At 32.7% G+C, this 16016-nt stretch carries 15 protein-coding genes and 2 pseudogenes; 13 read left to right on the top strand and 4 right to left on the bottom strand.

Annotated features, from left to right (window positions below):
• Window positions 1-115: 115 nt before the first annotated feature.
• From ABH959_RS24970 to ABH959_RS24980, 3 genes and pseudogenes are all read left to right on the top strand, one after another.
• Window positions 116-184: pseudogene (locus tag ABH959_RS24970) on the top strand (Holliday junction resolvase RecU); the annotation flags it as partial.
• Window positions 177-536 (top strand): annotated as a pseudogene (locus ABH959_RS24975) (recombinase family protein); the annotation flags it as partial. The pseudogenes ABH959_RS24970 and ABH959_RS24975, both read left to right, overlap by 8 nt.
• A gap of 61 nt (window positions 537-597) precedes the next feature.
• Complete coding sequence (locus tag ABH959_RS24980; RefSeq protein WP_113935972.1) at window positions 598-969, top strand: hypothetical protein; 372 nt, start codon at window positions 598-600, stop codon at window positions 967-969.
• Between the two features lie 68 nt (window positions 970-1037).
• Here the strand turns inward: ABH959_RS24980 and ABH959_RS24985 are convergent, their stop codons facing one another.
• Window positions 1038-1244 (bottom strand): hypothetical protein, encoded by a 207-nt coding sequence (locus ABH959_RS24985; RefSeq protein ID WP_000834521.1) that lies wholly within the window; start codon window positions 1242-1244, stop codon window positions 1038-1040.
• Between the two features lie 517 nt (window positions 1245-1761).
• Between ABH959_RS24985 and sigI the strand changes: the two genes are divergently transcribed.
• The 3 genes from sigI to ABH959_RS25000 all read left to right on the top strand — a co-directional run bounded on the left by sigI (window position 1762) and on the right by ABH959_RS25000 (window position 4282).
• Complete coding sequence (gene sigI, locus ABH959_RS24990; protein ID WP_113935971.1) at window positions 1762-2484, top strand: RNA polymerase sigma factor SigI; 723 nt, start codon at window positions 1762-1764, stop codon at window positions 2482-2484.
• A complete protein-coding gene (locus tag ABH959_RS24995) occupies window positions 2474-3826 on the top strand; it encodes an anti-sigma factor domain-containing protein (protein WP_142675672.1) in 1353 nt (450 codons plus the stop codon). The genes sigI and ABH959_RS24995 overlap by 11 nt, the downstream gene beginning before the upstream one ends.
• A gap of 180 nt (window positions 3827-4006) precedes the next feature.
• The gene (locus ABH959_RS25000; RefSeq protein ID WP_002146515.1) at window positions 4007-4282 is read left to right on the top strand and encodes an ArsR/SmtB family transcription factor; all 276 of its coding nucleotides are present in this window, start codon (window positions 4007-4009) and stop codon (window positions 4280-4282) included.
• 534 nt (window positions 4283-4816) lie between these two features.
• On the opposite strand, the gene ABH959_RS25005 is transcribed toward ABH959_RS25000, so the two are convergent.
• Together ABH959_RS25005 and ABH959_RS25010 are read right to left on the bottom strand one after the other, a co-directional pair.
• Entirely contained in the window at window positions 4817-6049 is a 1233-nt protein-coding gene (locus tag ABH959_RS25005) for a sensor histidine kinase (RefSeq protein WP_113935970.1), read from the bottom strand.
• A 4-nt stretch (window positions 6050-6053) separates the two neighbouring features.
• Complete coding sequence (locus ABH959_RS25010) at window positions 6054-6746, bottom strand: response regulator transcription factor (RefSeq protein WP_002137384.1); 693 nt, start codon at window positions 6744-6746, stop codon at window positions 6054-6056.
• A gap of 709 nt (window positions 6747-7455) precedes the next feature.
• Here ABH959_RS25010 and ABH959_RS25015 point away from each other — a divergent pair.
• The 3 genes from ABH959_RS25015 to ABH959_RS25025 are packed head-to-tail and all read left to right on the top strand — an operon-like array spanning window position 7456 to window position 11456.
• Complete coding sequence (locus tag ABH959_RS25015; protein WP_002137382.1) at window positions 7456-8256, top strand: lipoprotein BA_5634 family protein; 801 nt, start codon at window positions 7456-7458, stop codon at window positions 8254-8256.
• Window positions 8257-8277: 21 nt separating this feature from the next.
• Window positions 8278-8991: an ABC transporter ATP-binding protein gene (locus tag ABH959_RS25020; protein ID WP_016091832.1), complete on the top strand. Its 714-nt coding sequence runs from the start codon at window positions 8278-8280 to the stop codon at window positions 8989-8991.
• Window positions 8988-11456, top strand: coding sequence for an ABC transporter permease (locus tag ABH959_RS25025; protein ID WP_113935968.1), 2469 nt, complete (start codon window positions 8988-8990; stop codon window positions 11454-11456). The genes ABH959_RS25020 and ABH959_RS25025 overlap by 4 nt, the downstream gene beginning before the upstream one ends.
• A 524-nt stretch (window positions 11457-11980) precedes the next feature.
• Here ABH959_RS25025 and ABH959_RS25030 read toward each other — a convergent pair.
• The gene (locus tag ABH959_RS25030) at window positions 11981-12304 is read right to left on the bottom strand and encodes a winged helix-turn-helix transcriptional regulator (protein WP_113935967.1); all 324 of its coding nucleotides are present in this window, start codon (window positions 12302-12304) and stop codon (window positions 11981-11983) included.
• A gap of 124 nt (window positions 12305-12428) precedes the next feature.
• On the opposite strand from ABH959_RS25030, the gene ABH959_RS25035 reads away from it, so the two are divergent.
• The 4 genes from ABH959_RS25035 to ABH959_RS25050 all read left to right on the top strand — a co-directional run bounded on the left by ABH959_RS25035 (window position 12429) and on the right by ABH959_RS25050 (window position 16008).
• Entirely contained in the window at window positions 12429-12962 is a 534-nt protein-coding gene (locus tag ABH959_RS25035; protein ID WP_002066333.1) for an NAD(P)H-dependent oxidoreductase, read from the top strand.
• A 134-nt stretch (window positions 12963-13096) separates the two neighbouring features.
• Complete coding sequence (locus tag ABH959_RS25040; RefSeq protein ID WP_113935966.1) at window positions 13097-14599, top strand: class I adenylate-forming enzyme family protein; 1503 nt, start codon at window positions 13097-13099, stop codon at window positions 14597-14599.
• 144 nt (window positions 14600-14743) lie between these two features.
• On the top strand, window positions 14744-15307 hold the full coding sequence (locus ABH959_RS25045) for a GNAT family N-acetyltransferase (RefSeq protein WP_113935965.1): 564 nt from the start codon (window positions 14744-14746) through the stop codon (window positions 15305-15307).
• Window positions 15304-16008, top strand: a complete 705-nt coding sequence (locus ABH959_RS25050; RefSeq protein WP_113935964.1) for an SDR family NAD(P)-dependent oxidoreductase — start codon at window positions 15304-15306, stop codon at window positions 16006-16008. Before ABH959_RS25045 ends, ABH959_RS25050 begins: the two co-directional genes overlap by 4 nt.
• Window positions 16009-16016: the final 8 nt, after the last annotated feature.

Raw genomic sequence — 16016 nt, forward strand, 5'->3', positions numbered from 1 at the left:
ATAAGATGGGGCGCTGTATGCGATGAAAGTCGCACGTACAGTGCTAAGCGGGGGAAAAGATGGAGATAACTTCAAAGTCTTACCTATCGCAACTAATAGAAAGAGAGGAATAACAATGGGACTCGGAAACCGTGGGATGGCATTTGAAATGCTTATCAATCTAGCGAATGAAATGTATCATAGAAACAATTAAAGAAAAAGGGGCTTCTATTAAGTCGTTAAAAGACAATTGGCTTGATACTACAAGCGATAATCCATACAGCACTTTCCGACTCACTGTAATGGCTGGTGTTAATGAGTTAGAACGTGAACTAATTCGAATGCGGCAACGAGAAGGTATTGAACTAGCTAAAGAGCGTGGTGTTTATAAAGGGCGCCCTAAGAAGTACGATGATGATAATCCTAATATGGAACATGCTTTAGATCTGCTTGCAAACCGAAAGGAAAACAAGCTTACAGTAAAGAAGATATGTGAAGTTACAGGTGTAAGCCGCACGGTTCTTTATGAGAGAGCAAAAGAAAAGGGAAGTATGTAGATTTTAAAGTAGCGAATGCGCTGCTTTTTTATTTTATCATTTAAATTGTTTTTGAGTAGAAATGAAAATAGGGGTTTGCCTTAAACATTTATTATTAATCAAGAATATGAGTATAGAAACAGGTCTAAATTCTGTAATGGTGGAGGGGATTGTTGTGGACATAACTCAAAGTGTGGTAAGAATAGTGGTTAATGGGAAAGACCTTCCGTTCACTTCAGTTCAAACCTCTGCATGGAATCATGGACCTGTAAATGATTTAATCGTTTCGACGAATCAGAGAGTGAATGAGCTTTATCAATTCATGTGGTCACAAGTACCAGTTACGATCTCGGTGTATTTTCTTCAAGGGGCGGACTTAATGAGATTCGCTAGGATCGCTGGAATTAATGAACGTGTAACGGGAGAATATATATATCATTTCATTTGGGGATAAGAAGAATTCAAAGTAGCTTAACAGCTGCTTTTTTATTTTGCATAGAAAAAGGAACCATAATAGGCTCCTTAATTTGATTCAGAAGTTGTGTAGTTTTTCTTGATGATATCTTTTATGTTGATAATTAAGGATATAAGGAATCCAGCAGCTAGGATACCGTTTACCCAGTAATATGTATTCCCGGATGTAAATTTATTATAAAAGGAATCGATATTATAATACACTAAGCCTGCTGAAATGACGGTAGAGATTACTAACGTACCAAAACTTTTCATGACGCTGCCCTCCGATTCTGAAATTTTAGACTTTTAATACAATTATACATTTAAATAAAAAGGTTTACAAAGGAATTACCATAAGGAGGAGTTATAACGAGTTTCTTCCAATTGATGGTTTTTATTTTTGAAAAAATAACTATTTTATAAAAAATATTTTTTTGACCCCCATAAAATTATTTATTCCTTCGAATATATATAAGTAGAAGAAAACAAATGAAAGAAAAAGCTAAAATTACCAAAAATATAGCGAAGAGTTATTCAAAGATTGCAGCTAAAATAGAAAAGAGCAAGAAGAACAAGTGGTATTGCAAAAGAAAACAAGAAAGTAATACAAAATACAGACTTCACTTTAGTACAAGTGGAAAAAATAGTCATATAAAAAGTCGGCCTCGAAAAATATGAGCACCAGCAAGTAGACAAGCCCAAAGAAAAGTACTAAGAAAATGTGGTTAAATGGTCACTTGTTTAGTGACCATTTTGCTATTTGAAGCAGAAGGAGGCAGGGAGATTACTAGTGTTGAGTTTAGTAATGAAAATCTTAAAAAAAACGAAAATAGAAAATATCGTATTTAACATACAAAACAACGGAGGAGATAAGGAAGCTTTTATCGTACAGTATCAGCCGTTTATTAGAAAATCAATCTCGTCTGTCTGCCGCAGGTACATTACAGAACAGGATGATGAATATAGTATTGGATTGTTTGCGTTTAACGAAGCAATTGAACAGTATTCATATAAAAAAGGAAAATCTTTTCTAGCGTTTGCTGATCTTCTTATAAAAAGAGATGTAATTGACTATATACGCAAGGAGTCTAAGCATAATCTTGTCTTTTTAAAAGAAGATAAGCAAGAGGAAATATTAGAAATACAAGTATCGCTTACGGAGTATATGAAAGAGATGGAAAATAGTAACCGTAAGGAGGAAATTCTTCATTTTCAAAGTGTGCTAGCTGAGTTTAAAATCACATTTTCAGAGCTTGCTAAGGAATCACCTAAGCATCGTGATACGCGTGAGCACTTAATAGAAATTGTAAAGATTATTATAAAAGACGAGAAAATGATGGAAGAGCTATTCCGAAAGAAAAAGTTACCCCTTAAACATATTGAACCACGTGTTAGGGTAAGTCGTAAAACGTTGGAGCGACATCGAAAATACATTATTGCGATGTGTATTATCTTTGCAAACAACTATACATATATTCTGGATTATATAAGAGGGGAGAAGCATGATGAATAAAGGAATTGTGATGGATATAAAGAAACATAACGTAGTTGTTTTAACTCCAAATGGAGAGTTTATTACGTTTAAAAGAAAAGTACACTCTTACATGATTGGAGAGGAAATCTCGTTTAACGAACAAGAGCAAAGAGCACCGCGTTTTTCAATGCCACCTTTCTTAAAGCCTACAACAGTAATTGTTGCTGGTTTTCTATGCGTATTGCTGTTTTTCTACAATCAACCGGAAGAAAAAGTGTTTGCTTATGTCTCAGTTGATATAAATCCAAGTTTAGAGGCGAGCGTAACGGAAGATCTTCGTGTTATAGATTTGCGGGCTTGTAATGATGATGGAAGGCGTATTTTAAAAGAAATGAAAGGGTGGGAAAATAAGCATCTGCAAGACGTAATACGTACTATTATAAAGCAGAGTCAAAAGGATAAGTACTTAACGAATGATAAGCAAGTTATGCTAACAGCTGTTACAAAGGACAAATCGCTAGAACCACAGTTGGAAAAGGCTATGCAGGAATTAAAGAAAGAGTATGAGATAAAACATGTTACAGTCGAATATCAAAGCAGTACGATGCAAATACGGGAGGATGCCAATAAAGCAGGAGTTGGCACAGGTGTTTATATAAAGCAAGAGAAAGAGAAGCAGAAATCGCTTACTCCACCTGCATCGCCGCCTAATCAAGAACAACAAAAGTCATCTTCTGATGCATCATCGGACGCATCTCCTGTAAAAGAAGAAAGCAACGAGAAGAAAGAGCATATAGAACAAAAGCAATCTAATGAACAACAACCGAAGCAAATAAAAGAAAATAATGGGAATCAGCAAGAGAACAACGGAAGAGGATCACAAGGAAATAATGGAAATGGGCAAGGAAACAACGGCAGAGGGTCACAAGGAAATAATGGAAATGGGCAAGGAAACAACGGCAGAGGGTCACAAGGAAATAATGGAAATGGGCAAGGAAACAAGGGAAGAGAGTCACAAGGAAATAATGGAAACCAGCAAGGGAACAACGGAAGAGAATCGCAAGGGAATAATGGGCATCAGCAAGAGAATAACGGAAGAGAATCGCAAGGGAATAATGGAAATGGTCAAGGGAACAACGGAAGAGAATCGCAAGGGAATAATGGAAATGGTCAAGGGAACAACGGAAGAGAATCGCAAGGAAATAATGGGAATGGTCAAGGGAACAACGGAAGAGAATCGCAAGGAAATAATGGGAATGGTCAAGGGAACAACGGAAGAGAATCGCAAGGGAATAATGGAAATCAGCAAGAGAACAACGGTAGAGGATCACAAGGAAATAATGGGAATCAGCAAGGGAACAATGGTAGAGGGTCTCAGTAAGGAAAGCTCCTACCACATAATATCGAGTGGAAGAAAAATCTATAGAATATTGAACAGAGGGATTCCTTCCATCTGAAGGAATTTCTTAATATTTTTTAAAATGACGGACATAAAATCGTATATCCTTTCGAATTATATATATGGATATCATTAATATTTATATAAAAGGGGAGAAAAAATATGAAAAAAACAAAAGAAATGTATGAAGAAATCGCTGAAGTATTAAAGGTATTGGCACATCCTGTCCGTTTATCCTTAGTAAAAATAATGCTTGCAAAAGGCCCTACGAATGTAACAACAATGTATGGGGATTTACAAATGCCCCAAAGTACAATTAGTCAACATTTATCCAAACTAAAAGCTGCTAAAATCGTTACAGGTACTCGAAAAGGATTAGAAATTTATTATGAGGTAACGGACAATCGTACAAAAGCGATATTAGCAAGTTTAGTTTAAATGCTGATTTTCTAGCCTGCAAAATTAAGAAGAGGATACGAAAGTAATTCTGTGGCTATAATTTTTAAGACTCCTATACGAGAGTTATATTTATAAGAATATTTAATTTTCTTTCCCTGCAGTTAGTTCTTTTGAGAAGTCAGCGTTTTGTTAACTTAATAGTGATGTGGCGATACCGAATCGCTATGAAGATAACAAAAGCAAATCCCGCCAAATAAATTTTTTCGTTTTTGGAGGTACTTCCCATGCACATCAAGCTAAGATTTTAAAGTACCCCCTAAATGGAAATTTTGTGTTTTTATAGCATCGAAGTTTATTTTTCTCTTTTTGGGGTAACTTGTTTTCTTAAGTTGATAGCGATGTGGCGGTATCCTAGGCCTATCAAGCTAAAATTTTTAATTACCCCCAAAACGAAAAATTTATCTCTCTACAGTCATTTATGAAAAATTAATCGAATTTCTTTTTTTCAACAGATGATTAATTTTTTAAAATTATACTCAAAGGTTAGGATTTTACAATAACTTTTATGAACTATTAATACTTCATAAAAGTTATTGTGAATTTTGTGAATGAGTGTTTTTGGCTTTCTACTTTAATAAATCCATGATGAGCTTCGATAATTGATTTTGTTAGTGCTAAGCCAATTCCAATGGACCCTTCTTTATTAGAATTTTTTGTTTTGTAAAATCTATCGAATATATATGGCAAATCTTCTGATGCAATACCTTCACCAAAATCTTGAATTATAATTTCAGTATGAATAGGAGAGTTTGTGACTTCAATATAAATGGAACCATTCTCATTTGAATGTTCAATAGAATTCTTTAAAATATTTAATAAAGCTTCTTGCATCCAAATACTGTCATGGAAAAGTGATATTTTTTCATTGGTTTTTAAATGTATGTTCATATTTTTTTTATTTAATTTACTGTTCAAACTAGCAATGGCCTCATAAATTGTATCAATAATATCAGAGTTTTCTTTTTCAAATAGTATTGCCCTAGCATCTATTTTTGAAACTTTTAATAAATTATGTATTAAAAAGCTGATTCTTGAAATTTGAACATCATTATTGTGTAAAAAATGATGTTGCTGTTCATTTAATTTACCTTGTAATAAGATATCGTTGTTCACTGTTAGTGTTGAGAGTGGTGTTTTTAGTTGATGAGAAATATCTTGTAAAGTTTGAATTAAAAATTGTTTCTCTTCCAATAAATTATGCATACTTTTTCTAATAACATTTTTCAGTTTATGAAAAGAATTAGCAAGTTTAGCTAAATCTCCTTCTCTATTTTCCTTGATATCAATGGTGTAATCACCTTCAATAATTTTATTCGCTGCAGCTGTTACATTTCTAATTTTTAAGAAAAAAGATTTATATTGTAAGTAATTTAGAAAAATTAGGATTAAACTGAACCCTATTACTCCAAGGAGCATGTATATATTGTTTTGGGATATATGTTTATTTAAATAAGGAAAAAGTCTTGAATCCAATTCAGCAGATAGACCATATTGATTTAATAGCATTTCTCCATCACTGGAATAATCTTTTTTATTCGCTGTATCATTTGTAAGTGTTTGTATTATTTCGTATTCATTTTCTGGGTTTTGTGCAATAAGTTTTCCGGTAATTTCACTCCAAATAGTAATATAATCATTTTTTAAATGGTCATATAGAATATGAACTGTGATAACTTGATATATAATAAATAAAAAAGAGATTAATGCTAATGTAAGTATATTAATTTTTATTTCTCGATTTATCATTAAATTACTCCTTACTGACGTCTTTATTCCAATAATATCCGAGACCTCTTTGTGTGATTATGTAGTTAGGGTTTTGTGGAGTATCCTCAATTTTACTTCTTAATCTTTTTACATAAACAGAAAGAGTATTTTCATCGAAAAACACTTCACTTTCATCTGCTATTTTTTTCAATATCTCATTTCTTTGTAATACTTTATGAGGATTTAGCATTAACGTTAATAAGAGTTTGTATTCTAAATGCGTTAAATTTATACTTTTCTCATGCTTAAAAGCTCTGGCCGCCTCAACTTCAAGCTGTATATTTCCAGACCTCAATATAGTATTAGAAGCTGTTTTAATTTTTTTTCTTAATTGTACCTTTACTCTAGATAATAGCTCTTTTACCCTGAAGGGTTTTGTTATATAATCATCCCCACCAATTTCAAGGCCCATTACTACATTTGCCTCCTCATCTAGTGCTGTGAGAAAAATAATAGGTATATCACCTTTTCTTTTAAGATAGGTACATAAATCATACCCATTTCCATCTGGGAGTCCAACATCCAATATAGCTAAGTCAAATTTATTATTTTCGTATTGATCTTTTGCATCTTGTACAGTAGAAACTCTTATAACCTCAAGTCCTTCTCCTTTTAGAGTAAACTCAATAGCCATTCCTAGATCGTTATCGTCTTCAACGAATAATACTTTATCCACAGTATCTCTCCTCATTTGTCTTTGATTATGGCAGTATTTTAGATTATGACAGTTATTTTACACGTTGATTGGCTAATTTAAAATAGTTTAGTATGGAAATGGACTTTTAGAGGCTTTTCTGAGTATAAGCATAATACCCAAATCGGCTTTCAGCTTTTCAGCACATAATGAGATACAACAATTATTTAAAGCAGAATATTTACGTAATTCATACATGTTCTTGCTTATATTTTGAAAAACCTTGTAATAGAGTCCTGTTGAATTTGTACGTCTTTATAAAATCAGTAATGTTTTATTAAAGTTATCTTATACAAAAATGTTAAATGAAAATTGGATTCGCATTAATTATGTAAATGAATTTTAAAAACAGCTCATTGAGATTAAGAGCCGAATGGGAGCGGATTTTCGAGAATTTGAAAAGTATGTGTGTACTTAAATAAGTGTATAAAAGCCATTTAAGTGTACAATTTTAAAATATATCTTGAGCAGAGTTACGAGTATATAAAAAGTTAGATTTAGTAATCTTACTAAACTGTAAGATTAAAGTATATATAGTAAGACAAGAGTTATTCAATTAGCAATTAAAGACGTCTATACTGAAGGTAATCATTCTTTATTAAGACTTTTAGCATTTTAGCCACTGTTTTATTTAAAGAAGAAAACCACTGTTCTAATCCCAGATTAAACATAGTATATGAGGAGGAAGAAAATGAAAAAGGTAATAGGATTTCTAGCAGTAACAGCAATTTTTATAGGTATAGGGTTTGCTGTAAATCGTTATATAAATGGTCCCTCACAACCAGTAAACGGTATCATGGTATCGGGAACGAAAGAAAATATATCTGCTGTTAAAAATCTGTATAAAGATCAAAACGTACAAACAGCAGATTATAGTTATAAATTGGTCACAGAATTAATAAAACAAGAACTCACTACCGAACAGAACGAAGAAATTAAGAAAGAATGGAAAGAAAAAGCAGGAAATATGACTGAAGAAGAGATGGATAAGGAACTTGATAAACCATTTGTTAGAAAGAAACAATATGCGGTAATTACAAAATCTACAGCTGAAAAATTCTTAAAAAAAGGAATTATAAGAACGCCCTTAGAAAAAGATAGTTCTTCAATGACTTCAACCCCGGTAAAAGAAATAAAAGAATTAGCGAGTGGAAAAAACTTGTTTTATAGGAAAACAGCAGAAGATGAGGAAATAAAGGATGGGAATTTAAATTTAAATGGACAAATGATACCTGTTCAACATATTGAACAAAATAATTGGATTGGTTATTTTTCATCACCAATAGTAATTGTTAATGAGGAAACATATAAACAATTAAAAGAAAAAGAAGTAAGTCTTTCGTTAATTAAGTTTGCAAAAGAAAATTTTGATTATAAAAATAAAAACAAGGTAAAAAAGGTGGTTGAAAACATTACAAAAGTGTATGAAGTGAAAGACGAGAATGGTGACTACGATAAGGATAAAATCTATTTTGTAGAGATTCAAAATTAATCTGTGAAAAGGATGAGTTGTATGGAGGTTGTTAGATTAGAAAATGTAGTAAAAACATATGGAGAGGGAGAAACGCAAGTACAGGCGTTAAAAGGAATTAATCTTTCCATTCATAGGGGAGAATTCGTAACCATAGTTGGAGCGTCAGGTTCTGGTAAAAGTACGTTATTGCATATTTTAGGAGGGCTGGATCGTCCGAGTTCAGGAAATGTGTTTATAGGAGGTGAAAATATCTACAATTATAAAGATAATGAACTATCTATTTTTCGCCGAAGAAAAGTTGGCTTTATATTTCAGTTTTTTAATTTGATTCCTGTCTTGAATGTACAAGAAAATATTGCTTTGCCAGCTCTATTGGATGAGGAACAGGTAGATGATCATTACCTGGATGAAATTATACGAACTCTAGGATTAAATGAAAGACGAGATCATTTGCCATCTGAATTATCGGGTGGTCAACAACAAAGGGTATCTATTGGTAGATCTCTTATAAATAAACCTGATATTATCTTAGCGGATGAACCAACCGGAAATCTAGATACAAAAAATACAAATGAAGTTCTGAATTTATTAAAAGTAACAGCTAAAAAATATAATCAGACGGTGATTTTAATTACCCATGACCCTGCTATCGCATCAAATTCTGATCGAATAATAACCATTGAAGATGGAATGATTATTTCAGATAAACAATTAGTACAAAATCATGCAAACTGTGGAGGGGAGGAATATTGATTCGTAGTTACAAACAGTTAAGTCAAAAATATCTCAGAAGTAATATCAAACGTACTTTGCTAACATTAACAGGGATTATTTTAGCATTGGCGCTAATAACAACGATTGGACTGTTTTTTAATAGCGGATACACTTCGGGAATTGAAAATGCTAAAAAAGGTTCTATGGGTTCCGCAAATATTTCAGTTGAAAATTATAATCAAAAGCTTTTCAATATGATAAAAAGTAATCCGAATATATCTTCTTATGGCACCATAACTCCAGGAGAGACGCTCAATGTTGATGAAATAGCTGTCTCTTATATGTATGCAGACCAACAAGCATTAAAGCTGTTAAATTCTAGTATGCCTGTACAAGGTAAGCTACCTTCAAATGAAAACGAGGCTGTTTTGGAAAAATGGATGCTACCTTACTTTGGGCCCAATCTTAAAGTAGGCGGTATGTTTACTATTCATGAAAAAAAATATAAACTTGTTGGTTTGCTAAATAAGTCTAGTAGTACTCAGGAAAATAAAACAGGTCAATTATTGACATATAAAAATAAGTTTAAAGTTGGAGAAGGTAGCGTATTGATTGAATTCAATAAGTACGCAAACTTTGATGAAGTTGAAAATCAATTTAAATTATTGACGAATAAAGAAAATATAAAAGTAAATAACGAATTAAAGAGAGCCTTAAAGCCTAGTGTGGAGATCATGGTGGCAGCCACTATTAGTATTGGGATTGTTGTGATTTCTACGATTGTTATTATTTACAATGCATTTCAAATTAGTATAGTAGAGCGAATGAAACAGTTTGGGTTATTGAGAAGTATAGGAGCTACAAAAAAACAAATTAGAAAAATTGTGATAAGGGAAGCAACATTTCTTTCTATTATTGCTATCTTTTTTGGGATTTTGTGCAGTATATTAGTAGTCTTTTTACTTAATCAAGTACTGATAAACGTACTTAAAAACGCTATGGGATATACAATTAAATTCGATTGGTTAATTATATGTGTAAGTTCTTTAATTACATTGATAACTGTCTATATTTCAAGCTATTTTCCTGCTTTTTTTGCAGGTAGAATTTCACCGTTACTGGCCGTAAGTAGCCGATTAGCTATAAAAAAAGAAAAAATAAAGAAAAAAAAGAGAACAAAGTTAAAGAAACCACTATCTTTTCCGTTAAGTATGGCATTAAAAAATATCCAAAGGAATCCCAATAGATATACAGTTACAATATTGTCTATTATTATAAGTAGTGTACTGTATATTACGTTTACGTTTCTCATAGATACTGTCATTCAGCGTAAACAACCGGAAATTCAAGCTCTAAAATCGGACATATCAGTTATGCTTAATTCAAATTTAGACAAGCCTAGCATAGATCGTATGAGTCGAAATATTTATAAAGTCAATAATGTAGAGAAGCTGTACAAGCAATATCAGGCAAATGAATTTTATACGAAAGTACCAAAAAATAAACAAATTAAAGAATTACAAGGAAATGAATCGCTGTATCAAAAAGTAAAATATAATAATCAAACTGTAGAAATTATGAAAACACAAATAAAAGCATACGATGAGAATAGTTTAAAGAAACTAGCTGAAAATGTAACTAGTGGAAGAATTGATATTTCAAAATTAAATCGTGAAAAAGAAGTTATTTTAGTAAAACAAGCTGCATCAAATGATATGAATACAAGTAAAAAATATATAGGTTCTCTAAGTACTTTTCAGGTAGGGGATGAAATCCAATTAACAAGTCAGCAGGAAAGAAAATCTACAGAGGAAACCTCCTACAATGAAGAAAAACTAGAAACTTTAAAAATAGCCGCAATTGTAGAATTGGATATTTTTAATATGAGCAGAGCGATGGATACCATAACTTTTATTACTAGCGAACAAGTAGCTGATTATATTACACAATCCCCACAAAAATTAACAGGTTTTGAAATTGAATTAGAAAATCAAGCTCAGGCTGATGCTACAATTTTAGATATACAAAAGAAACTGGGTGGAGATGCACCTATAGATGTAAAAAATAATATTGTTCAAAGTAATTTCCATAAAGATAATATACTTTATATAAAAATATTAGGGTACGGATTTATAGCTGTTATTACACTGATTGGTTGTGTAAATATTTTAAATACCATTACAGTCAGCATCATTATGAGAAGAAAAGAATTAGCTGCTTTAAAATCGATTGGTATGTCGCAAAAGGATTTGAAAAAGATGGTTATATATGAAGGACTCCTGTACGGTTTCTTTGGAAGTATACAAGGAATCTTTTTCGGCTGTATGCTGTCGTATATTCTTTATGTAGCACTGTCAAATACGGTGTCGTTTGAATGGATTATTCCTTATCAGGCTAGCTTTATCACATTTATAACTGCACTGTTGATTAGTTATGTATCGGTACTAATTCCGCTTCGGAAAATTAAAAAGGATAACGTTATAGATGTAATTAGAGAAGAATAGCAGTAGTCATAACAATATGTGATTCTGAGGTTCAGCCGAGATACGTGTAAAAGGGTTCGTAATCTGTATTATATTTCTATTATTGGGTTTTTAGCTAAAAATATCTGCCTCACGATTAACAAATAGCTGATTACCTAAATGCTATAAGGCCCGATACGACCGAAAAAAGAAAATTGTAAGTTTAGGGGTTCAGCCACATCGCTATCAAGCTAAGCTCATACAACGTCAATCATAGTAGAGGTTGTTTCTTTTTTCTGTAATAATTGCCAAATCCATTCCAGCTACAACGAGGACAAACACACGAAATTCACGAAGCCTATATCAAATTGGGTTAGTAACACATCGGTATCAAGTTTAAATTTTATAGTGCCCCCAAAACAGAAACTTTTTGTCTTTTATAGCAAAGAAGTTCATTTTGGGGGTAATCTATTTTCTTAACTTAATAGTTATGTGACGATACTCCTATTACAAAATTTCAAAAGAATTCTTTGCATAGAAGATGTAACAAAGTAGGTAGGGTTCTTTTAGTCATTTAATCTTTTCATCTGATGATCTTTTCCCCATTCAAATAGTTCATTCATAATTTTCATTAAAGATTTTCCGTGTTCACTTATTGTGTACTCAACCTTTGGTGGTACTTCTTGATATACGGTACGATGGATAATCCCATCAGCTTCAAGTTGCCGAAGTTGCTGTGTAAGAACTTTTTGTGTAAGGTTTGGAATTTCTCGTTTGATTTCATTTGTTCGCATTTTTCCATCCATCAAAACACATAAAATATAAACTTTCCATTTTCCACCGATTACATCGAGTGTCGTTGCAATTGGGCAGTCATCATTTTGATTCATATAACACCTCCAAAGGTACCTCAAGGTTCCTATAGCACCTGAAAGTACGTACTTTTCAATTATATGTGACTCATTCATACTAATACTAAAGCGTTTGAATTATTTATAAGGGGGAAGAAAATATATGAAAACACTTGTAATTGTAGCACATCCTGATATTGAAAAGTCTCGAATTAATAAAAGATGGGTAGAAGAACTTGAGAAATATTCAGATGAAATTACGGTGCATGAACTATATAAAGTGGCACCAAATTGGGAGTTTAATATTGAAGAGGAACAAAAGCTGTTAGTAGAACATGACCGATATATATTTCAATTTCCGTTCTACTGGTATAGCTCACCACCATTATTAAAAAAATGGTTTGACGATGTATTAACATATGGATTTGCTTACGGATCTAATGGGGATAAAGTGAAGGGGAAAGAGTTTGGTGTAGCTATTTCTATAGGTGGATTAGAAAAAGACTATAAAAATAGCGGAACCACAATGGATGAATTAACGAAACCATTTCACGCTACAAGCTTATATACAGGAATGGAATTTATACCATCATTTTATTTATATGGAGCAGAATATGAAATCAGTGATGAAGAGATTAATAAAAGTGCACCTGAGTATGTACAATATGTTATGAACAAGAAGTATTCTAATATATGAGGAGAAATAGCCATTTACTTGATAAGTAGATGGCTATTTTTTATTTATTTTATATTCACTAAGTGTAATCTTTAGTAAATTAATATTTAATCTGGTAAAATAAAAAACCTAACATATATAAAGGGGAGTTTTACTTGAGAACGATGCGACAATTATTACCAAAAAGAGCAATACAATCACCAAATTTGGAAGCGCTTGTTGGGGGAGAGAAAAGGTATTCGTTTCAACAATATAATGAACGAGTAAATCAGCTTGCACATTACTTGTTACATAGTGGTGTACAAAAAGGGGATCGCATAGGGATCTTATGCAAAAATAATCATCCGTTTCCAAGCGTTATGATGGCAAGCTTAAAAATTGGAGCGGTATTTATTCCGCTTAATCATCAGCTTACTGCTTATGAATTAGAATCGATTGTAAAAGAAGCGAGATTAAAAGTATTAGTTATTGATGATGAATTTAGTGAAGTTGTATTAAAGATTAATGGAGTTAAAGAAATTCCTTATGTAATTGAGACGACAAAAGAAGGATTTGGCTCATTTGAATTAAAATTAAAGGAACAGCCAATAACAGAGCCGAATGTGGAAGTTCATGAAGATGATGATGCCATTTATTTATTTACTTCAGGAACGACTGGACAGGCAAAAGCATGTGTAATTGGTCATAAAAACTTACACCATTATTTTACTGAAATTGCGGGGCAAAGAGAAATTCCAGCAGGTGAACGCTTTTTATCAGTGCACCCATTGTTTCATATGAGTGGCGTGCTTTCTATTTTAAATTGTATTTATCATGGCGTTACGATGGTCTTTTTAGCTGATTCGAATCCTACTCTTATTTGGGATAAGATTGAAGAAGAGAAAATTACTACGATGCTTGCGTTCCCAGCTGTTTATAGTTACATGCTTGATGAATTAGATAAAAAAGAGCGCAACATTTCGGCCTTTAAAGTAGCGCAAAGTGGTGGTACAAAGGTGCCAGAAACACTCATTCAAAAATATATGGAAAAAGGCATTTATATGGTGCAAGGTTATGGGAGTACAGAAGGTTGGGTAGTAACTTCTTGGCATCCAAATATGGGAAAAGAAAAAATGTCTTCTGTAGGGAAAACTTTGAAACATGTAGAGCTGAAAATTGTTCATCCAGAAACAGGTGATGAGCTAACAACAAATAAAGTTGGAGAGATTCACGTGAAAAGCCCGTACATGTTTAAAGGATATTGGAATAATGAAGAGGCAACAAAGAAGGTAGTAAAAGATAATTGGTTTAACATGGGTGATGCCGGTATGATAGATGATGATGGATTTCTACATATTATGGGAAGATATAAAGACGTTATCGTACGCGGTGGTGACAACGTATATCCAGATCAAGTAGAAGATGTAATTCATGAAATAAATGGCGTTTTAGAAGTTGCAGTAGTTGGGATCCCAAATGACTTTTGGGGGGAGGTTCCAACAGCTTACATTGTAAAGGACATTCAAACGTCTTTAACAGAAGAAGAGATTATTCAGCATTGTAAAGAAAAACTAGCAAGCTATAAAATACCAGAAGTTGTATTTATGGACGAATTACCGAAAAACGCTTTAGGGAAAGTGTTGAAGAGGGAATTAAGGGATGTTTTTCTTGTGAAATAAAAGGTTATTAAATAATGAAGAATCCAGTTATGTAAAAAGCATAACTGGATTTTTGTTTATAAAAAACATAATGATTTACTAGATTTTGTATTTTGTGTAAGATAATAAAGAATATTCAATTAAAAATTAAAGGAAGAGATATAAATGAAGCTGCCACTATTACAAGTAGAGACAGAGAGACTGATTATTCGTCCATTTCAAAAAGAGGATTATGAAAGTTGGTTAGATGGATTCAATAAGAGGTTACCATCTCAATATAAATACGATGATGGCTATCATGACATGTCGTCTTCAACGAAAGAATGGTTTACGGAATGGATAAGAGGATTTGATGAGGCGGCAAGACGGGATGAAATGTACGTTCTAGGTATTTTTCAGAAAGAAGATGGCGCCAATATTGGAAAGCTAGAACTTATAAAAATTTTACGTATGGACTATCAATGGGCGATGATGGGCTACTCTATTCATAATCAATATTGGAAAAATGGATACGGAGCAGAAAGTGTAATAGCTGCGCTGCCGTTGTTTTTTAATGGCCTTCAATTTCATAGAATCGAATTACATATACATATCGATAATGAGCCATCTATTCGTCTTGCAGAAAGAGCTGGTTTTTCATTTGAATGTACGAGAGAGGCATTTTCTATGGGGAATGGTAAGTGGGCAGATTTTCTTATTTATTATAAAAATAAGGAGATGGATATATGAGGGTACTTATTACAGGTGGAAATCGTGGATTAGGGTTACAGCTAGTGAAAGTGTTTCATGAAAATGGACATATTGTTTATCCGCTAGTTAGAACTGAGGTTGCGGTAACGCAATTGAAGAAAATGTTTAGTTCTAGATGTTTTCCTATATTAGCAGACTTATCGATTGATGAGAGTACGGAGCAAATTAAGAACCAGCTGGAGGAATATACAAAGTATATTGATCTAGTTATAAATAACGCTGGAATTACTGGTAAGGAAACCGAGATTTTACGTACAAATTCTGAAGAGTTAATGGAACTATTTAATGTTCATTGCTTAGGAGTTATTCGAGCTGTAAAAGGTACATATGTGGCTTTAACTAAGTCGAATCAACCAAGAATAATAAATGTATCCTCTCGTTTAGGTTCATTGCATAAAATGGCGAACAAAGAGTTTCCACAAGGTAAGTTCTCATATTCATATCGGATCGCAAAAGCCGCACAAAATATGTTAACGCTCTGCTTACAACAAGAGTTTGAGAATAAAGGAATTCGTGTAACCGCAATTCACCCTGGAAAATTAAAGACTGACATTGGTGCCTTTGATGCGAATATGACTCCGGCTGAAGGAGCAAAAAATATATATGATTGGGTAATAGATTCAAATGAGGATGTTTCGGGTAAGTTTATTGAGCCGGGTGTAGGGGAATTGAAGTGGTAAAGTACAAT

The sequence above is a fragment of the Bacillus sp. RC51 genome (assembly GCF_044908115.1).
In the GTDB taxonomy this organism is placed as follows: Bacteria; Bacillota; Bacilli; order Bacillales; family Bacillaceae_G; genus Bacillus_A; species Bacillus_A mycoides.